The sequence below is a fragment of the Arthrobacter sp. 05T444 genome, assembly GCF_056395905.1.
In genome coordinates, this window is sequence record NZ_JBFTKK010000012.1 from 25,783 (window position 1) to 45,439 (window position 19,657).

General features: G+C 66.0%; 15 protein-coding genes. 9 read left to right on the forward strand and 6 right to left on the reverse strand.

What is annotated here, in order from left to right:
• Positions 1-613: 613 nt before the first annotated feature.
• Positions 614-3,007: an ATP-binding cassette domain-containing protein gene (locus AC1DD3_RS12895; RefSeq protein WP_230119446.1), complete on the reverse strand. Its 2,394-nt coding sequence runs from the start codon at positions 3,005-3,007 to the stop codon at positions 614-616.
• Between the two features lie 127 nt (positions 3,008-3,134).
• Positions 3,135-3,293, reverse strand: a complete 159-nt coding sequence (locus tag AC1DD3_RS12900) for a hypothetical protein (RefSeq protein WP_230119404.1) — start codon at positions 3,291-3,293, stop codon at positions 3,135-3,137.
• 164 nt (positions 3,294-3,457) lie between these two features.
• Between AC1DD3_RS12900 and AC1DD3_RS12905 the strand changes: the two genes are divergently transcribed.
• Genes AC1DD3_RS12905 through AC1DD3_RS12925 form a run of 5 tightly spaced genes read left to right on the forward strand, consistent with a single transcriptional unit; the run spans position 3,458 to position 8,257 of the window.
• The gene (locus AC1DD3_RS12905) at positions 3,458-4,636 is read left to right on the forward strand and encodes a type III polyketide synthase (protein ID WP_230119403.1); all 1,179 of its coding nucleotides are present in this window, start codon (positions 3,458-3,460) and stop codon (positions 4,634-4,636) included.
• Between the two features lie 7 nt (positions 4,637-4,643).
• A complete protein-coding gene (locus AC1DD3_RS12910) occupies positions 4,644-5,345 on the forward strand; it encodes a class I SAM-dependent methyltransferase (protein ID WP_230119402.1) in 702 nt (233 codons plus the stop codon).
• Positions 5,338-6,471 carry an FAD-dependent oxidoreductase gene (locus AC1DD3_RS12915; protein WP_476881839.1) on the forward strand — a complete coding sequence of 378 codons (1,134 nt, stop codon included), beginning with the start codon at positions 5,338-5,340 and terminating at the stop codon, positions 6,469-6,471. Before AC1DD3_RS12910 ends, AC1DD3_RS12915 begins: the two co-directional genes overlap by 8 nt.
• A gap of 7 nt (positions 6,472-6,478) precedes the next feature.
• A complete protein-coding gene (locus tag AC1DD3_RS12920; protein ID WP_476881840.1) occupies positions 6,479-7,543 on the forward strand; it encodes a hypothetical protein in 1,065 nt (354 codons plus the stop codon).
• A gap of 9 nt (positions 7,544-7,552) precedes the next feature.
• Positions 7,553-8,257: a peptide deformylase gene (locus AC1DD3_RS12925; RefSeq protein WP_476881841.1), complete on the forward strand. Its 705-nt coding sequence runs from the start codon at positions 7,553-7,555 to the stop codon at positions 8,255-8,257.
• An 11-nt stretch (positions 8,258-8,268) separates the two neighbouring features.
• On the opposite strand, the gene AC1DD3_RS12930 is transcribed toward AC1DD3_RS12925, so the two are convergent.
• Entirely contained in the window at positions 8,269-10,362 is a 2,094-nt protein-coding gene (locus tag AC1DD3_RS12930; RefSeq protein WP_476881842.1) for a S9 family peptidase, read from the reverse strand.
• Between the two features lie 108 nt (positions 10,363-10,470).
• Here AC1DD3_RS12930 and AC1DD3_RS12935 point away from each other — a divergent pair, with 108 nt between their 5' ends.
• The 4 genes from AC1DD3_RS12935 (at position 10,471) to AC1DD3_RS12950 (ending at position 13,631) form a co-directional block, all read left to right on the forward strand.
• The gene (locus AC1DD3_RS12935) at positions 10,471-11,364 is read left to right on the forward strand and encodes a methyltransferase domain-containing protein (protein ID WP_230119397.1); all 894 of its coding nucleotides are present in this window, start codon (positions 10,471-10,473) and stop codon (positions 11,362-11,364) included.
• Between the two features lie 122 nt (positions 11,365-11,486).
• On the forward strand, positions 11,487-11,948 hold the full coding sequence (locus AC1DD3_RS12940; protein ID WP_230119396.1) for an NfeD family protein: 462 nt from the start codon (positions 11,487-11,489) through the stop codon (positions 11,946-11,948).
• A gap of 109 nt (positions 11,949-12,057) precedes the next feature.
• Entirely contained in the window at positions 12,058-13,008 is a 951-nt protein-coding gene (locus tag AC1DD3_RS12945; protein WP_230119395.1) for an SPFH domain-containing protein, read from the forward strand.
• A gap of 275 nt (positions 13,009-13,283) precedes the next feature.
• Positions 13,284-13,631, forward strand: coding sequence for an RNA polymerase-binding protein RbpA (locus AC1DD3_RS12950; RefSeq protein ID WP_003802221.1), 348 nt, complete (start codon positions 13,284-13,286; stop codon positions 13,629-13,631).
• A 103-nt stretch (positions 13,632-13,734) separates the two neighbouring features.
• Here AC1DD3_RS12950 and AC1DD3_RS12955 read toward each other — a convergent pair whose 3' ends face one another.
• From AC1DD3_RS12955 to AC1DD3_RS12965, 3 genes are all read right to left on the reverse strand, one after another.
• Positions 13,735-14,481: a polyprenol monophosphomannose synthase gene (locus AC1DD3_RS12955; RefSeq protein WP_230119394.1), complete on the reverse strand. Its 747-nt coding sequence runs from the start codon at positions 14,479-14,481 to the stop codon at positions 13,735-13,737.
• A 544-nt stretch (positions 14,482-15,025) separates the two neighbouring features.
• On the reverse strand, positions 15,026-16,690 hold the full coding sequence (locus AC1DD3_RS12960; protein ID WP_476881843.1) for an amidohydrolase: 1,665 nt from the start codon (positions 16,688-16,690) through the stop codon (positions 15,026-15,028).
• A 52-nt stretch (positions 16,691-16,742) separates the two neighbouring features.
• Positions 16,743-19,646, reverse strand: a complete 2,904-nt coding sequence (locus tag AC1DD3_RS12965) for a DEAD/DEAH box helicase (protein WP_230121490.1) — start codon at positions 19,644-19,646, stop codon at positions 16,743-16,745.
• Positions 19,647-19,657: the final 11 nt, after the last annotated feature.

Consider the following 19,657-nt stretch of genomic DNA (forward strand, 5'->3'; position numbering starts at 1 on the left):
CCCAAGAGTTGACATGCCCGAAGCTTATCTCCATCCTGGCGGAGGTAAACCGTACTTTTGCACTAGTGAAGTTGCACCGGAGCCTTCCTCGGATCTTCAACCGTCCTTAGTCAAGATTGATGCGTTTCCCGTGCGGTTTCAGTCTGCGCCTCGTCAGGAGTGGGGATCGCACGGGTAGGCAATGCGGGTCTCGCTGTTTCGCCGGCCCGCCCCGGCGGGCACTTCCAGACCATCGCACCACGGGCCCCTTCTGAACCGTAGGTTGACATAATGTAGATTATCGGCGTTTCTATAATCAGCCGGAAGGGGCTGATCGGCGCAGTATCAAGTCGCGTCGTTGCACGCGTCGTGTACGCGTTGATGGCGCGACTCTAGCTTCAGCCGGTGACCAACCTGCCGACGTCGGCTGTACCGGAGTTGAGCGCGAACCTGATATGGCGTCATCCAGTCCAAGCCCAACGTGGTGTCCAAGTGCCGCAACCGGCTCATTGCAGCCGTCTGATCGAATCAGCCGGCCACGGCAACGTCGGCTTCGCCATTCCCGGGCTTCGCCAGTACCTCGGGGCCCAGGCCCAACCCTGAACCAACAAGGGTCGGGTGGATCTCCCGTATCTCACGCGCCGACGTAGGCCGCGAGGTGCTCGCCCGTCAGGGTGGAACGGGCGGCGACGAGGTCGGCCGGTGTGCCCTCAAAGACGATCCGGCCGCCGTCGTGGCCGGCTCCCGGACCGAGGTCAATGATCCAGTCGGCGTGCGCCATGACCGCCTGGTGGTGCTCGATGACGATGACCGACTTGCCGGAGTCGACGAGCCGGTCGAGCAGGCCGAGCAGGTTCTCGACGTCGGCGAGGTGGAGGCCGGTGGTCGGTTCGTCGAGCACGTAGATGTCGCCCTTTTCAGCCATTTGGGTTGCCAGCTTGACCCGCTGCCGCTCGCCGCCGGAAAGCGTCGTGAGCGGCTGGCCAAGGGTAAGGTACCCGAGCCCGACGTCCACGAGCCGGTCGAGAATCTTGTGGGCGGCCGGAGTACGTGCCTCCCCGGCCCCGAAGAACGCCGCCGCCTCGGTCATCGACATCGCCAGCACCTCGGCGATGTTGCGGCCGCCTAGCGTGTACTCCAGCACCGGCGCCTGGAACCGCTTGCCCTCGCAGTCCTCGCAGGTGGATTCGACGGTGGCCATGACGCCCAGCTCGGTGAAGATAACTCCCGCCCCGTTGCATGTGGGACAGGCGCCTTCAGAGTTAGAGCTGAACAGTGCGGGTTTCACGCCGTTGGTCTTGGCGAACGCCTTGCGGATTGGTTCGAGCAGCCCCGTGTACGTGGCCGGGTTGCTCCGACGCGAACCCTTGATCGCGCCCTGGTCGATCACCACGACACCGTCGCGGCCGGCGACCGAGCCTTGGATCAGCGAGCTCTTGCCGGAGCCGGCGACGCCCGTGAGCACACAGAGCATGCCCAGCGGGATGTCGACGTCGACGCCCCGGAGGTTGTGTGCCGACGCCCCGCGGACCTCAAGCGCGCCGGACAACGTCCGCACCGACTCCTTGAGCCTTGCCCGATCGTCGAGGTGGCGACCGGTGATGGTGTCGCTCCCGCGCAGGCCCTCGACGGTGCCCTCGAAGCACACGCTGCCACCTGCCGTGCCCGCCCCGGGGCCGAGGTCGACCACGTGGTCGGCGATGGCGATGGTCTCGGGCTTGTGTTCAACGACGAGCACGGTGTTGCCCTTGTCGCGCAGCTGCAGCAGCAGCTGGTTCATCCGCTCGATGTCGTGCGGGTGCAGGCCGATCGTCGGTTCGTCAAAGACATAGGTGATGTCCGTGAGGGACGAGCCCAGATGTCGGATCATCTTGGTGCGCTGGGCCTCTCCCCCGGACAGCGTGCCCGCCGGCCGGTCCAGCGAGAGGTAACCCAGCCCGATTTCCGCGAACGAGTCGAGCAGGTGCTGCAAGCCTTTGAGGAGCGGCGCGACCGAAGGCTCGTTGAGCCCGCGGACCCACGCGGCCAGGTCGCTGATCTGCATCTCACACAGCTCGGCGATGTTCTTGCCCTGGATCTTCGAGGACCTGGCCTCCGGGCTGAGCCGCGTGCCGTCGCACTCGGGGCAGGTCTGAAACGTGATGGCGCGCTCCACGAAGGCCCGGACGTGGGGCTGCATTGCTTCGACGTCCTTGGAGAGCATCGACTTCTGGATCTTGGGGATCAGCCCCTCGTACGTCAGGTTGATGCCCTCGACCTTGATCTTGGTCGGCTCCTTGTAGAGCAGGTCGTGCATTTCCTTTTTGGTGAACTTCGCGATGGGCTTGTCCATGTTGAAGCCGGCCCCGCTGAAGATGCGGCCGTACCAGCCGTCCATGCTGTAGCCGGGGATCGTTAGGGCACCCCCGGCGAGCGATTTGCTGTCGTCGTACAGCGCCGTGAGGTCAAAGTCAGAGACCGAGCCCATGCCCTCGCAGCGTGAACACATGCCGCCCAGGTACACGGCACCCTGCACCACACTCTTCTCGACCCGGCCACCGGCTTTCTCGGTGCTCATCACCCCGCTCGCTTTGCGCGTCGGGACGTTGAAGGAAAACGCCGTGGGCGGCCCGACGTGCGGCTGCCCGAGCCGGCTGAAGAGAATACGCAGCATCGCATTGGCGTCGGTGGCGGTGCCCACCGTCGAGCGCGGGTTCGCACCCATCCGCTCCTGGTCCACGATGATCGCCGTCGTCAGGCCTTCGAGCAGGTCGACGTCAGGCCGGGCCAGGTTCGGCATGAAGCCCTGCACGAACGCGCTGTAGGTCTCATTGATCATCCGCTGCGACTCCGCGGCGATGGTGCTGAACACCAGTGAACTCTTGCCCGAGCCGGAGACACCGGTAAACACCGTCAGCCGTCGCTTGGGAATCTCGATGCTGACGTCCTTGAGGTTGTTCTCGCGTGCGCCCTGCACGCGGATCAGGTCGTGGGTGTCGGCAATCGGCTGCGCTGGCGACTGCGTGTCCGTCTGGGTGGCCGTGATCATCGTGTCTCCATCTGTTAGCGGGCCGCCTTCGCGGTCTCCGTCGGCGTCCACTGGCTCCATCTAACCAGCCTCGAGCGGTACGCCCGGTTCACCATCGTGGGCGCGTCACCCCTCCGGGGCCCGGCACTTATCGGTCCTGAAGCAGCCCCAGGACGTTCCCGACGTAGTAGGACTCATCGGTCTGCGGCGGTACGCCGAGCAGGGCGGAGTACACCGCTTTGGCAGCCGCCAGGTCGGAAACGGGATGCAGCACCGTCTTGATTCCCTGGGTGGAAGAGCCGGTCATGGTCACTCCTGAAGTCGCGCATCGGGATTATCTGGCTCAGTCTAGCCGCGGCACGTGACCGTCGCTTCTCGATTCCTGACCGGTCTGGACATCTGATCCATGACGCACGACGGCCAGCCGGCCCATCCATTGTCTTAAGGCGTGCTCTCACTAAGAATGAACGAATGACGGTCTACGTGAGAGCACTCGAAACAGCTGTTCCGCCCACATTGCTCATCCAGACGGAAGCACGCGACGTGTTTGCTGCCCAGCCCGGCCTCACACGGCTCGGCTCACGGCTGGTTTCCACCTGCTTCGACTCAGCCGCCATCGATACCCGCTACACGGCCGTCCAGGAACTGACCATGGATTCGCAGGCGGAGAACCCGCAGTTTTTCGATCCCGCCACGGGACTGCTCCGGAGCCCCAGCACGAAGGCCCGCAACGACCTGTTCGCGAGGGAGGCCACGAAAATCTTCATCGAGGCCGCCTCTGCTGCCGTCTCCAGCTGCGCCGGGATCGATCCAGTTGACATAACTCATCTCATCACTGTTTCGTGCACGGGGTTCTTCAACCCGGGCCCGGACTACAAGATCGTCCGTGCGCTCGGTCTCAATCCTGCAGTGCAGCGCTACCACCTCGGGTTTATGGGCTGCTATGCCGCGTTCCCGGCGCTCCGGGCCGCGAAGTCCTTCTGCGAGGCGGACCCGGAGGCGGTCGTCCTCGTCGTCTGCGCCGAACTCTGCTCGCTCCACGTCCGCACCTCCAACGATCCGGACGCCATCATGGGCTCAGCTCTCTTTGCGGACGGCGCGGCAGCCGCCGTCGTCACAGCGCGCGAAGTACCCGAATCAACGCCGCTGCTGCAGCTGGACCACTTCGAAACTGTCCTCACGCCGGTAGGTGAAGACTCAATGGCCTGGAACATCGGTGATGAGGGCTTTGAAATGGTCCTCGGCAACTACGTTCCGCACATCATCGACGACCACATTGTGGGCGCCCTGGAACCGCTGCTGGCCCGCGAAAGTTCGCTCACCGGACTCCCCTACCGGGACATCACCCACTGGGCCATCCATCCGGGTGGACGCAGCATCCTGGACAAGGTGCAGTCCCGGCTGGACCTCACCGACGAGCAACTGGTCCCGGCCCGTGAGACCCTCCGGAACTTCGGCAACATGAGCAGCGCCACAGTGCTCTTCGTCCTCAGGCACATCCTCGATCTTCCGGCGCAGGAAGGCGACGAACGCATCTGCTCCATGGCCTTCGGACCCGGGCTGACGGTCGAAACCGGACTTTTCACGAAGATAAACCAACCGCTCCAAGACCCACGGCTGGCGGACGAGGCCGAATCCTCCCTGGCCTGACCGCGCCATGGGACTACTGGGCGCGCGCGACGCCGAGGCCATCGAGGACATGGACCGGCCGGACTGCGATCCGGAACGCCTTAACCGCACGTACAGCCAGTTTGCACTCGTCAACCGCGCCGTCTCGGGCTGGCACCTCCTGTACCGCAGCAGGCTCCGGCCGCTCCTCACGCCCGCCGCACCGTCCACCCTGCTGGACATCGGTTGCGGCGGCGGGGACCTGGCGCTGATGCTGGCCAAGTGGGCGGCCAGGGACGGGATTCAGCTCAACATCACGGGCATAGATCCCGACGCCCGCGCCTACCGGTTTGCAGCGAGCCGGGAACCCGTGCGGGGGGTTCAGTTCCGCCAGGCCACGAGTGCCGAGCTCGTCGCGGAGGGCAGGGCCTACGACATCGTCATTTCCAACCACGTGCTGCACCACCTCACCCCGGCCGAACTGCAGAACCTGCTCAGCGATTCCGCGGTGCTGTCCCGGCGCATCGTGCTCCACAACGATCTCCGGCGCAGCGCCCTGGCCTACGCTTTGTTTGCGGCGGGCGCGCTGCCACTGGCCGGCTCGTACATCCGCCGCGACGGCCTGACCTCCATCAGGCGCAGCTACACCGTGACGGAACTTGCCGCCGTCGTGCCTTTTGGGTGGTCAGCGGAGCCCCACTCCCCTTTCCACTGCCTGCTCACCTACATGCGGGATGCCGGCCGTGACTGATGTCCTGATCGTTGGCGGCGGCCCGGTGGGCCTCTATCTCGGCGCGCTGCTGCTGCAGCATGGAGTGGCCGTCCGCATCCTTGAAAAGCGGACCGGGCGGAACCCGCATACACGGGCCATCGGCATCCATCCCCCGGCCCTGTCCGCCCTGGACCGCATCGGCGCAGCCTCTCCGCTGATCGCCCGGGGGATCCCCATCCGCCGTGGACGCGCCGTATGGCTGGGCCAGGAAATCGCGCACATGCCGTTCGCGCCGGTGTCGGAGCGCTACCCGTTCGTCCTGGCCGTCCCGCAGCCGGTCACTGAGGCCGTCCTCGAGGCCCGGCTCCTGGAACTGGACGGCGGTGCCCTGGTTCGCGGAGCGCAGGTGACGGACATGCACGACGACGGCGGCAGGGTCACTGCCGACGCCACGGTCGCCGGCACCCGGCGGAGGTTCTCCGCCTCGCTGGCGGTGGGGGCGGACGGCGCAAATTCCACAGTGCGGCGGCTGCTGGGCGTGCCCGCTGCGGAGCGGCGATACCCGGACCACTATCTAATGGGCGACTTCCCTGACTCGAGCCCGTACGGGGAGGACGCTGCCCTGTTTCTCGAGGCCGGCGGGATCGTCGAATCCTTTCCGCTGCCGGGCGGAGTCCGCCGCTGGGTTGTCAGGCTTTCCCGGCCGCCGGACCGTCCCGACCCTCATCTGCTGGCCGGCCTCGTGGGCGACAGAACCGGTATTGCCCTGGACGCCGGCAGCAACAGCATGCTCAGCAGCTTCGGCGTCCGTTCCCGCCTGGCGGCGCGCATGGTGGCCGGGAGGACAGCCCTTATCGGAGATGCCGCCCACGAGATCAGCCCCATCGGCGGCCAGGGCATGAACCTTGGCTGGCTGGACGCGGAATCCCTGGCGCCGGTCATCCTGGCCGCCTTGCACAGCCGGCCATCCGGGGCGGACCTTCGCCGGTTCGACGCGTCGAGGCGCCGGGCCGCCGCAGGGGCGAAACGCCAGGCCGAGGTGAACATGGCGCTGGGCAGGCCGCTCCCGGACGGACTGCTGCGGATGCGGAACGCCGCGATCGCGCGGATAGGAGCGGCGCCGGCGCTGAACGCCCACGTGGCCAGACGGTTCACCATGCAATGAGAGACCCATGACCGTGCAATACAAATTCCACTTGGCGGGGAGCGCCCGCATGGCTCCCATGTCCCGGACTTCCCACTCGGTAAGTGCCGCAGGCGGCTGTGTTCTCGCCATTGCTGCGCTGCTCGGTGCCGGCGCGTGCACCCCGCAACCTGTTGAGCCCGACGGGCAACCGAGCCCAGTCGCGGGTTCCTCCGCTGCTGCGCCGCTCACCGCGATGGTGAATCAGTTCCGTGACAACTACGGGAACCAAATCATCGAGATCCAGTTGACCAACAACGGCAAGGACACTGTGACGGTGCAGTCAGCGGGCGTCGCCAGCCCGTTGTTCGCAGCGGGGATTGACTGGCACGGCTCCCCGGACGGAGTCGACCTCCCGCCCGGCCAGGGCAAGAGTCTGCCTGCGAAGTTGACGCCTGCCAGCTGCAGCCCCGGCCCCGCTCCGGATGGCAGCAAAAGCCCTGGGGTCGACATTCCGCTGCCGGTCGTGACCGTCACGCTGGTGCCCGGCTCTGCGCCGGGCCCCGCACAGCGGAACGTTCCTGCCACAGACCCCTTCGGCGTGCTGGCCCGCAACAATTCGGAGCAGTGCCTGGCCAGTGAGGTACGTGCCGTCGCCGGGATCGTCCTCGGACCGGAACTCACTGTGTCCGCCGACGGCGAGCGTGCCGCGCTTCATCTGTTCATCCGGCCCGGCGTTCCGAAGTCCTCCGGAACCGCCAGCGGGCCGGCTCCCGGTTCTCCGGCAGAGGGCGCACCGGCCCCCGGCCGCGGCGGGGCCGCCACGAGCCTGGTCATCGAGCGCATTGAGACCACAACGCTGTTGGCCGAGGATCCCGCCAGACCCTGGCCCCGGGACATCATGGTGAAAGCCGGCGGCCCGGCCGTCAATTTGGACCTGGGAGTCCGTCCCGCCCGCTGCGATCCGCACGCGGTTGCCGAGGACAAGGTGGGCACGCTCGTTCCGCTCCGCGTTGCCGTGGGTGCCCGCACAGGCCTCGTGAAAGTCGCCGCCGGGACCGCCTTGAGGGGCAAGATCTACGACTTCGTCACGGCGGCCTGCGCGCCCCATTAGGCTTTCCCCATGAACCAAGCATCTCCGCCAACCTCCTACACCCCTGACCGCATCCGGGAGACCGTGCAGGAACTGCTCGCGCTGGAAACGCTGCCGCCCATAGTCCAGGCAGGACATCCTGTCCTGAGGCAACGCTCCGCTCCGTTCGAGGGGCAGTTAAGCGCGGCCGAACTTGATCAGCTGGTTGAGGTGATGAGGAAGGTCATGCACGCGGCACCCGGTGTGGGCCTGGCGGCGCCCCAGCTGGGGATTCCGCTTCAGCTTGCCGTTCTCGAAGACCGGTTTGAGGTCGATGACGACATGGCGGCAGCGAGGGGCCGGATACCGCTTGAGTTCTTCGCCGTCCTCAACCCGGCCTACCAGCCGCTGGGAGACCGGACTGCTGCCTTTTTCGAAGGCTGCCTGTCCCTTTCCGGGCTGCAGGCCGTGGTGGAACGGCCGGAAAGTGTCCGGCTGGACTACCTGACGCCGGCAGGAGATCCGATGAGCCGGGACTTCAGCGGCTGGCAGGCGAGGATCGTCCAGCACGAGACTGACCACCTCCACGGAACGCTGTATATCGACAGGGCCCAGCTCCGCTCGCTCAGTACCAACAGTGAGTACGCGGCGCGCTGGGCCGAACCGGGCATTGGGAAGTCCCGCCAGGAGCTTGGATTTCTGCAGGGTTCCTCAATACCCGGGCTCCCAAGTGCGGGCCACCCGGACGGCCCCTAGTCCCCCACCCGCTAGTCCGCGGCTTCCTCGTTTCGCGCCTCTTGGCCTTCCGCACCACGGTTGGACTCCGTTGGCAGGTACCGTGCCCACCACGCCAGGATGTGCTCAAAGCGCTGACGGCGGTGATGAGGCGTGCCGGACCGGGACAGTTCATGGTCTTCGCCGGGGAATACCAGGAACGCCGATTCCACGCCTTGCTGCTTCAACGCAGTGAAATACCGCTGGCCCTGTTCCACCGGGCAACGGAGATCGTCCTCGCTGTGGATGACCAGGGTGGGCGTCCGGACGCCGGCGATCGTGGCCATGGGGCTTTGGGCCGCCACCTGCTCGGGTGATTCCCCGGTGTATTCGCCGCCGAAGAACCAGCCGATATCGGATGAGCCGGCGAAGCTGACCGGATCCAGGAAACCCCGCTCCACGATCGCGGCCTTGAAGCGGTGGTCCTGGCTGATGGTCCATGCGGTGAGATATCCGCCGTAGGAACCTCCCATGATCCCGAGGGCCTTGGCGTCCAGCGCGGAGAATTTGTCCAGGGTACCCTCCAGGAAGGCGAGAACGTCCTGCATGTCCACAGTGCCCATCCGCTCCTTGATGGCCCTGCCGTGCGCTTGCCCGTAGCCTGCCGAACCGCGCGGGTTGCACATCACCACCGCGTAGCCGGCCTCCGCGTAGACCTGCGCTTCGTCAAAGAGAGCCACGGTGTATTGCGCGAACGGACCGCCGTGGATGTTGAGCAGCACCGGGTGCGGGCCCTTGCCCGGCGGCATCAGCACCCAGCCGTGGACTTCGTACCCATCCGGCGACGGGAAGACCAGCTCCCGGGGCTCGATGATGCCGGCCTCCGTCCGCAGGGCGGCCGAGAAATCCGTCAGTAGCCGCAGCTGGCCGTTGCCGAGGAAGGCGACGTCGCCTTCCGTGGCGGAGTCCGTGAAGCTGATGAACAGTGACGCGCCGGCGGCGCCGGCGCCGGTGACCACCCTGTCGCCGTGGACCAGCAGGGCATGGCTACCCGTGGCGCTGAACTCAAGCAGTTCCACCGTGCCTTGGGCGTTGTTCAGGGCCAGGGCAGCGTCGCTGCCGCGGAGCTCGATCCGAGCACCAGGGGCGGCAACGTCCATGTTTTCGGCGTCACTGAGCGCCCGGGCTTCTCCGCCCGCCGCGGGCATGACGTGGAGAACGGTGTTCTTTGCGACGAAGTCCCGGCTGGAGCCGCCAAGGTCCTGGGCGGTGAAAAACAGCCACTTCCCGTCCTGCGACTCGCGGACGTCAAGAACGGTCTGGGGCCCAACGTTTGGGGCCTTGACCGGCACCGGATCACCGCCGCCGGCGGGAAGGCGGTAGATGCCGCTGACCAGGTCCTGATCGCTCGCCTCGTGCAGTTCGGCCACAAAGTAGACCGATGATCCGTCGCTGCTGAAGGATTCACCGGTGTGGTCCGTTGCCGCCGTCGTGAGTTGCCTCGCGTCCGGAAGGCCGATGGCCGCTCCTGCGTTGCCGGCGGACTGCCCGGGCCGGTCCACAGCGGTGCGCGCACCGTCCCTGAGCGCGCGGCCCGCGGGCCTAATTTCGGGCTCCCCGCCAAGTTCCGGAACATCCAGAATGAAGAGCTGCAACGGCTTGTCGCCCGTGTAGCCAACGCCGTTCATCCTGTACTTGAAGCCGGTGATGAGGCGGGCATCTTCACCGCCTGCGCTGACGCCCTCGATGGTGCCATAGCGGCCGTCGTCAGGCTCCCTTGAGCCAAAGACTATGCGCTGCGAGTCCGGTGACCAGGCGTAGGAGGAGACCCCGAGGTGCCTGTCCGTCAGGAGCTGGGGCTCTCCCCCGGCGGCTTCCACCACGTGCAGCTGCGGCTTGCCGCCGGGGGTGGCCCGCAGGAAGGCTAGGACCCGGCCGTCAGGGGAAAAGGCCGGAGCGGTGTCCCGGAAGCCGCGTGTTATTCGGCGCGCCGGTTTTTCGGGATCCTGGGGGACGTTCCACAGTTGGCCCACGTAAGCGTCGGCATCGAAGTCGGGGCGGGTGACCGACACAACGGCGCGTGAGCCGTCAGGGTGGGCGGCAGGGGCGGAGACGGACTTGAGCAGCGGCAGGTGTTCAGGCTTCACCCACGTGAGCCTAGCGTCTCGGCCGAGGCGTGTGAAACACCTCACGGTTCCCTTTCCCCACGGCTTTACCTTCTGGCGCACCCGGTCAACAGCCCTAGGATTGTCCCCATGCCATCCCGCCTGCCTGCCCTGCTGTGTCCTGTCTGCCGCGCCGGCCTCGCTCCCGTCCCGGCCGGGGCGGATGGAGGCACGGCCTCCCTCGCCCGTGCCCTCACCTGCCAAGCCGGCCACAGCTTCGACGCCGCCAGGCAGGGCTACTTCAACCTGCTGGTCGGCAAGGGAACTGCATTCGAGGCGGACACTGCTGACATGGTGGCCGCCCGCACCGCCTTTCTCGACGCCGGACATTATCGGCCGCTTGCAGATTCGGTGGCTGCCGCGGCCGTACCTGCCCTGCGCGGCCCGGAACCAACAGTCCTTGATTCCGGCACCGGAACCGGCCACTACCTGCGGGCGGTACTCGACCGCGTGGGCACAGCGGTGCCTATTGCCGCCGTCGGACTGGACATCTCAAAGTTCGCGCTCCGGCGCGCGGCACGGCTCAACCCCGAGGCCGTAAACCTGGTGAGCGACGTGTGGCAGCCGTTTCCGGTGGCGGACGCCGCCGTCGACGTCGTGACGGTGGTGTTTGCGCCGCGCAACGCCGCTGAATTCTCCCGCGTACTCAAGCCCTCCGGCCGGCTGGTTGTGGTGACGCCCCGGCGTGGGCACCTCGGCGAAATCGCCAGCCAGACGGGAATGCTCGGGATAGAGCCTGGAAAGGATGAACGGCTGGCCGACGCTCTCGCGGCCCATTTTGAACTGCTGTCCGCGCAGGACCTCGACCTAAATCTTGAGCTCTCCCCGGCTGACGTTGCCAACCTGGCCCTCATGGGCCCTGCCGGCCACCACACCGACCGCGGCGAATTGGCGGCCCGGCTGGCCCGCTTCCCAGCTCTGACCGGTGTCAGCTGTAAGTTCCGGATCAGTGTCTTTCTCCCCGCGGGGGCGGCCGATAAATAACGGCTTGGCCACGTTCTGGCGCGGGCTCGCCGGTCACCTGCCCGGCGTTGCCGGTTCGATCTAGGATGGAAGAAAGTTACTGAGGGTCTGCCCCGCAGCCCCCGGGATCAAGGGGGAACCGAATGTTCGAATGGCTAGGCGAAAACTGGTGGGCACTCTGGCTCACGGTATTTCTCGCGTTCGCAGCCGTGGAGATGCTGACCCTTGATTTGTTTTTCATCATGCTTGGCGGAGGCGCCCTGGCCGCGCTTGTGGCCGATTTCACCGGGGCTGACCTGTGGCTTCAAATCGTAGTCTTCTGCGTAGTGTCCCTGCTGATGATCGCCTTCGTCCGGCCGGTCACGCTCAAGCACCTTCACAAAGGACCCGCTGAACAGCGCACGAACATTGACCGCCTGATCGGCGAGACGGCGCTTGTCATGGAGGCCGTGTCCTCCACCGGGGGCCTGGTCAAGATCGGCGGCGATATTTGGAGTGCACGCTCCGACTCCGGTGTGCTGGCGGAAGGCCAGCGCGTGATCGTTGCCGCCATTGAAGGCGCGACGGCGGTCGTGGCACCACAGTCGGAAACCGCCATCCAGTAACCGCCGGACACATCAAGATTTCTGCTGTTTCCAAGCAGGCGGCAGCAGATATGGCGGCTGAGCCGTCAACGTACAGCTTCACTGAAAAATTGGGGAATGAAGGAGAAGTATGGATAGTCCAGGAGGATTCGCCGTCACGATCGTGATGCTGGTCCTGATCGTCTTTGTCGTCATCGTGCTGGTTCGTTCAGTGCGGATCGTGCCACAGGCCCGGGCCGGTGTTGTTGAACGTCTGGGAAAGTACCAGCGGACCCTGAACCCTGGCCTGACCATCCTGATCCCGTTCGTTGACCGGTTGCTGCCGCTGCTGGATCTTCGCGAGCAGGTGGTTTCGTTCCCGCCCCAGCCCGTGATCACGGAGGACAACCTGGTGGTGTCCATCGACACCGTGGTCTACTTCCAGGTGACGGACCCCCGCGCTGCAACGTACGAAATCGCGAACTACATCCAGGCTGTGGAGCAGCTGACCACCACGACGCTCCGGAATGTGGTGGGCGGCCTGAACCTCGAAGAGGCGCTGACGTCCCGCGACCAGATCAACGGCCAGCTCCGCGGTGTGCTGGACGAGGCCACGGGCCGCTGGGGCATCCGGGTTTCCCGGGTGGAGCTGAAGGCGATCGATCCGCCCCACTCCATCCAGGATTCGATGGAGAAGCAGATGCGGGCTGAACGTGACCGCCGTGCCGCGATCTTGACGGCCGAGGGCACCAAGCAGTCGGCCATCCTGACGGCGGAAGGCCAGCGGCAGGCGGCCATCCTCAAAGCGGAGGGTGACGCCAAGGCGGCCATCCTCCGCGCCGACGGTGAAGCCCAGGCGATCCAAAAGGTGTTTGATGCCATCCACAAGGGCAATCCGGACCAAAAGCTCCTCGCCTACCAGTACCTGCAGACGCTTCCCAAACTCGCCGAAGGTTCTTCCAACAAGCTGTGGATCATCCCCAGCGAGGTGGGCGAAGCCCTCAAGGGAATCGGCAACGCGCTGGGCGGCACCAATCCCGACCCGCGCTCCGGCGACCTGTTCGGCGCGGGTGACGACGCCGACAAACAGCCTGCATCCTAGATTGCGGAATACGAGGGAGGCACGCCGCCGGGCGGGCCTCCCTCTTCCATGGCGTAGAGGGGGCAGGCCCTTGGAGCCGCCTCCGCGTTGCTGGAGAGGCAGCAAATCCGTATAATGGGATATTTGTCCGGTCGGTTCACTCCGTTCGGAACAACATTGCTTGGCAGAGCGTTTCAATTAATGATGCTACGTAGAGCACAACGTAGTCCGGAGGCAGCTTTGAAACCTCCGGCTAGCGCGGAGCCCGCTCCGCGAACCGACCAGAGGGAGAAATCATGAGCGATCGCAGCCTGCGGGGCATGCGTCTTGGCGCCCAAAGCATGGAGACCGAATCCGGCGTGGAGCCGGCTCCGCGTCAGCGGGTTGAGTACCGGTGCGAGGACGGCGAGCAGGTCTTTGTAACCTTCTCCTCCGAAGCCGAGATCCCCCCTGTCTGGGTTTCCAAAACCGGCAAAGAAGCGCTGCTCGTTGATGGCGAACGCCCGGACACCAGCAATGAAAAGGCTGTCCGCACACACTGGGACATGCTGCTGGAGCGCCGGTCGCTTCCCGAACTTGAGCAGATCCTCGAAGACCGCCTCACCATTCTGCGTGAACGGCGGGGCGAAAGGCGCTCAGCCTAGCCCCCAGTGAAGCGCCAAAAGGCCGGATCCGCTGCGCACATGCAGCGGATCCGGCCTTTTGTGTTGCCGGCGAAAGCTGAGCCGGTTCAGCCGGGCGGAGCGGCTATGCCCGGCTGGACGCCGGCCGCCTTCCCGTCAGTTTGTTCCAGCGGGCCGTCAGGCCCCACTTCGTCACATTGATCATGGCTTCGACCACGATGTTTCCGCTCATCTTCGAGGCGCCCAGTTCACGCTCCACGAACGTGATGGGGCACTCGACGATTTTCAGGCCCATTTTGGCGACGCGCCACGCCAGGTCCACCTGGAAGCCGTAGCCCACAGACTCGATCTGGTCCAGGTTCAGCTTCTCCAGGGTGGTGCGTCGGAAGGCGCGGTAGCCGCCCGTCACGTCCCTGATCTTGACTCCCAGCATGATCCGGGAATAGGTGCTGCCGATGCGGGATATCGCCTGCCGGTACAGCGGCCAGTTAACGACGCTTCCTCCGCGTACCCAGCGGGAGCCCATCGCGAGGTCGGCACCCTGTTCCACAGCGTCCAGCAGCAGGGGCAGCTGCTCCGGCTGGTGCGATCCGTCGGCGTCCATTTCGACCAGGACGTCATAGCCGGCCTCGAGACCCCACTTGAACCCGGCAATGTAGGCTGCGCCCAGCCCTTCCTTGCCCTTGCGGTGCAGGACGTGGACCTGGTTGTCTTCGGCAGCGATACCGTCCGCCAGCTGTCCGGTGCCGTCCGGGCTGTTGTCGTCCACAACGAGGACGTCGGCTGCCGGCACCGCCGCACGCAGGCGTCCCAGTGTGATTGGGAGCGACTCCAGCTCGTTGTAGGTGGGAATGATGGTGAGGACACGCACAGGGGAGGCCTTTCCTGGATGGGAGCGGTCAGCACGCGTGGAGTGTGGCGGGGCCGCCGACTCGCAAAGCGCAACTCTCCATTATACGGGCGATACGCAGACCGTCTTTCCGCCGCTCTCTGCACACCTTGTCCTCAGCCGGGACTCCGCTGCAACTATTCTGAGTGTGCCCAGCCATGCCCGCCCTGTGCCGGACATGCCACGGGCAGGTCCACACACGCCTCGGGCCAGTTCCGGTTTACGCGGTTGCCGGTAAGGGAACTGTTTTCTGATGCGTTATGGACCCGCCCACGGGGTGCCACCGCCGCGTGTCGCCCGGTGGCTTGCGCGTCCGATTTGTCTCGCTGGTGGCCAGACAGACACCGCTCCAAATGCATCCGTCCGTTGACCCTCAATGCTACGGACTGCCGATGCCCTGTCAACCGGCACCTGACCTGCCCCTTAATGTATAGCCGCAGGTCAGGGCCGGTTTCACTGCGGGCAATCCTCCGCAAATTCACGGCTCCGTGGCGCTTTGTTGCAGTGCCGTCCGCCGCTGCAGCCCTCAGCCGCGGAAGCCCGCCGAGGAGTGCAGTTCCAGTCCGTCCCGGACGGTCTGGAGGCAGCGCGGATCGGAACCGGTGTCGAGGGCCGGAAGCAAGGGTGTGCGGGCACGCGGATCGGTGCTCCAGGACTGGACCCTGCCGTCGGCGACCTGGACCATGAGCTCCTCGACATCCCAGACCGCAAAAGTGGCAGGTGCGCCTGGCACTAACTGTCCCGCCATCGGATTGGCGTGCCTGGCTGCCCGCCAGCCGGCGCGTGTGTGGCCAAGGAAAGCTGCCCGGGCCGAGATCCGCTCGGCAGGGTTGTTGTGCTCCAGGCAAGCTCTCACCGTGGCCCAGGGCCGCAGCGGGGTGACGGGGCTGTCGCTGCCGAAACAGACAGGGACGCCGGCCGAGTAGAAGGACGCGAACGGGTTCATATGCCGCCTTCTGGCCCCAAGGCGCTGCTCATAGAGCTTGCCCGGACCGCCCCAGGCAGCGTCGAAGGCGGGCTGGACGCTCACTGTGACCGCGTACTTGCCGAGCCTCGCGATTGCCTCCGCGTCAGCCATTTCGACGTGTTCAAATCGGTGTCCCGCCGCGCGGATTCGCTGTTCTCCTACCTCCGCGGCGGCCTGCTCCAGCGCGTCCAGGGCGGCATCGAGGCCGGCGTCGCCGATCACATGGAACCCGCCCTGGATCCCCAGAACGGAACAGGCCGCCAGATGGGCAGCCGCCTCATCCGTGGAGAGGTACGCCGTTCCTCTTTCCCCCGGTGCATCCGCATACGGCTCCCGGAGGGAGGCGGTGCGAGAGCCGATTGACCCATCGATGTTCAGGTCGCCTGCCAGCCCGCGGACCGGAACCCCGAGCTCAGCCAGCAGCGCCTCGGCTTCCGCCTTCGATGAGACCAGCTGCCCCCAATACGGCAGAACCTCCGGCATTGCCGTGTCGGATTCAGCGGCAATATTCCACCCGGCTGCAAGCTGCAGGTCCAGCACGCTTCCGATGTGCGGGGCGCCCATCTCCGCCAGTGCGACATAGCCGTTCGCGGCAGCCTCTTTCAATGCACGCCGCTGATGTCCCCGAAGGGCCGCAGCGGGAAGACTCCGGGCCGCTTGCCGGGCCGCGGCGTGTGCCTGCCGCTTGACATGACCGCTGGCGGCGAAGCCGTCGAGTTCGTCGAGCCGTGCCGTGGCTGCCAGGGCCGGCGAGACAAGCGCCGAATGCGCATCGACGCGGGACAGGAAGACCGGCCGGCCCGCAGCGGCTCGTTCCAGCTCGTCCGGGCCAGGGAGGGCGGGATCTTCCCACAGCGACTCATCCCAGCCGTGACCCAGGACGGGGCCGGCCGTGGCTGCCCCCGCAACAGCGTCGAGGAGCTCCCGTGCGGAACGGACACCGCCCAGCTGCAGCGAATCGAGGGCCATGCCGGTTTCCGTCAGATGCGCATGGGAATCGACGAATCCGGGTGCCAAAAGCGCGCCGCGGAGGTCAATGACGTCCATCGAACTGTCAGCAATCGACGTAGCTGCCTGTTCCGAACCCACCCACGCGACAGTGTCACCGTCCACGAGCATGGCGGTGGCGAACGGATCGGCCGCCGTGTAGACGGAGCCGTTGCGGTACAGCGTCACTCGTGACGGGCCGGGACTGGCCTTGCCGCTGGTGGTTGCGTCGGTCATGAGGGATGGAACTCCTTGCTGCTTGTTCTGGTGTCGCAGGATGAGGTGCGGGTCAGGCCACCGTGGAGTAAGCCACGACCCCGCGCCGGACGATCTTGATGGCTTCGCTGCACAGCCTGGCAAGCCGCGGATCCAGCCCGGGGATCTTGGCCAGCTGGTCGAGCAGGTCAATCACCTGCTTGACCCAGCGCACGAAATCGCCGGCGGCCAGGTCAGTGCCGCTGAGGACTTCCTGAAGGTGCCGCCCGCGGGCCCACTTGTACATGGGCCAGACCAGCCCAAGCTCGGGCTCACCGGTCAGGGGCAGCTTGTTCTGCTCCTCCACGTCCTCCAATGCCGACCATTCGCGGACCACGACGTCGACCGCTGTTTCCAGCGAAACGCTGGGCATGCGCGGACGCAGGCCGCGGTCTTCCCGCTTCGCCTGGTACACCAGCACGCTGGCAAGTGCGGCGACCTCCACGGCGTCGAGATCATCGAAGGCACCCTGGCGCAGTGCCTGTGAAATCAGCAGGTCCTTCTCGCCATAGATCCTGCGGAGGCGCTGGCCGTCAGCGCTGATTTGGTGCTTTCCCGGCTCTGGTGTTTCGAGGTACCCGTAAGCGGACAGGACGTCACAGACGCGGTCGAAGGTCTTGGCGATCGTGTTGGTGCGGCCCTGGATCTGGCGGATTAGCCCGTCCGTTTCCTTGCGCAGTTTCCACCACCGTTCGGACCACCGGGCGTGGTCCTCGCGTTCGCTGCAGCCGTGGCAAGGGTGTGACCGCAGGGCACGCCGAAGTTCGGCGATCTTTTTTTCCTGGTTCGGAAGCCCGGCCCCCAGCCCAAAGTCGTTGTTGCGGGGGCTGCCGAGCGCCGGGGGGCGGTTTTCACGCAGAGCATTGCGGACGGACGAGGCCAGGTCGCGCCGGGACTTGGGGACCTTCGCGTTGAAGGACTTTGGAATCCTGATCCGGGTCAGCGGGGAAATCGGGCCCTCGAGGTCATCGATGCCGATTCTGCGCAACTGATTCTCCATGGTGAGCACGGCCGGCCGGGGTTCGCGCGAGCTGTGGTCGGAGCTCAGTACCACGGCGTAGCCGGGGGCGCGGCCGGCCGGAACATTCACCACATCGCCCGGCAGGAGGCGGCTGAGCGAATCTTCGTTGAGCGACTTCCGGGCCCGGGACTTGCCGCGCGAGGCGAAGTTCTCGGCGTCGGACAATTCGCGCCTCAGCCGGGCATATTCGGTGAAGTCTCCCAGGTGGCAGGTCATGGACTTGGCGTAGCCGGCCAGCGATTCCTCCCGGCTTCTCACCTGCTTGGCCAGGCCCACCACAGACCGGTCAGCCTGGAACTGGGCGAACGAGGACTCAAGAATCTCCCTGGCCCGGGGCCGGCCAAACTGGGCAAGGAGGTTGATGCTCATGTTGTAGGTGGGCCTGAAGCTGGAGTTCAGCGGGTAGGTCCGCCGGGACGCGAGGCCCGCAACTGCCGCCGGGTCGGTGCCGGGCTGCCACAGCACCACGGCGTGGCCTTCGACGTCGATGCCGCGCCGGCCTGCCCGGCCGGTGAGCTGGGTGTACTCCCCTGCCGTGATGTCCACGTGCGCTTCGCCGTTGAACTTGTCCAGTTTCTCCAGGACCACGGACCGGGCAGGCATGTTGACGCCGAGGGCCAGTGTTTCCGTGGCGAAGACAGCTTTGACGAGTCCATCGGCAAAGAGTTTCTCGACGACTTCCTTGAACGTGGGCAGCATGCCGGCGTGGTGGGCCGCAATACCCCTGAGCAGCCCGTCCCTCCAGCTCCAAAAGCCCAGCACCTCAAGGTCGTCGGACGGGATGTCCTGACCGGCTTCGTCGACGCGCTGGGCAATGATGCGCTGTTCCCGCTCCGTGGTGAGCCACAATCCGGCCGCAACGCACTGGGACACCGCCGCGTCGCAGCCTGCCCGGGAGAAGATGAAAGTTATGGCGGGGAGCAGGTCCTGCCGGTCCAGGCTGGCAATTACCTGTGGCCGGCTGGCCTTCCGGACGGCAGTGCGGGGAGCTGCCTGCTGGGACCGGTCGTCAGCGCGCTGCCTGTGCTGCCTGCGCTGGCTGCGGCCGCCGTGCCCGAACCGGCCCTGGAAGTTCAGCTGGCTTTCCGACCGGGCCATGGACAACAGTTCAGGGTTGACTTCGAAACCGCGTTGACCGGCGTCGTCGCGACTGGGCGCTTCCGGCAGCGCCGAGGCGGCCGCCGGTTCCCCCTCGGGGGCGATTTCGTCGAAAGTGGTTTCTCCGGCGAACAGATCCACAATCTCCTTGCCCACCATCACGTGCTGCCAGAGCGGAACCGGCCGGTGCTCGGACACGATGACGTCGGTGTCCCCCCTGACGGTGTCCAGCCATGCACCGAATTCCTCGGCGTTGGAAACCGTGGCGCTGAGCGAGGCCACCTGGACTTCGCTGGGCAGGTGGATGATGACCTCCTCCCACACGGCGCCCCGGAAGCGGTCCGCAAGGTAGTGGACCTCGTCCATGACGACAAAACCTAGGTCATCCAGCGAATCGGAGTCGGCGTACAGCATGTTCCGCAGGACCTCGGTGGTCATCACCACCACCGGGGCTTCGCCGTTGATGCTGGTGTCTCCGGTCAGCAGTCCGACGCTGTCCGCACCGTATTTTTCCGCGAGCTCGGCGTACTTCTGGTTGCTCAGCGCCTTGATCGGGGTGGTGTAGAAGGCCTTCAGCCCGCGCTGCAGGGCCAGGTAGATCGCGAACTCACCCACGATGGTCTTGCCGGCGCCGGTAGGCGCAGCCACCAGGACGCCGCGTCCCTCCTGGAGTGACCGGCAGGCCTGCCGCTGGAAGTCGTCCAGCTCAAAGTCCAGGGTTCCGGCGAAAGACCCCAGATAGGTTTTGGATTCCGCGGTCCGTTCGGCGCTGGCCCGGTAGCGTTCGGACGGCGACGGGGACCCGGTGGTGGTGGACATGCTTCAAGCCT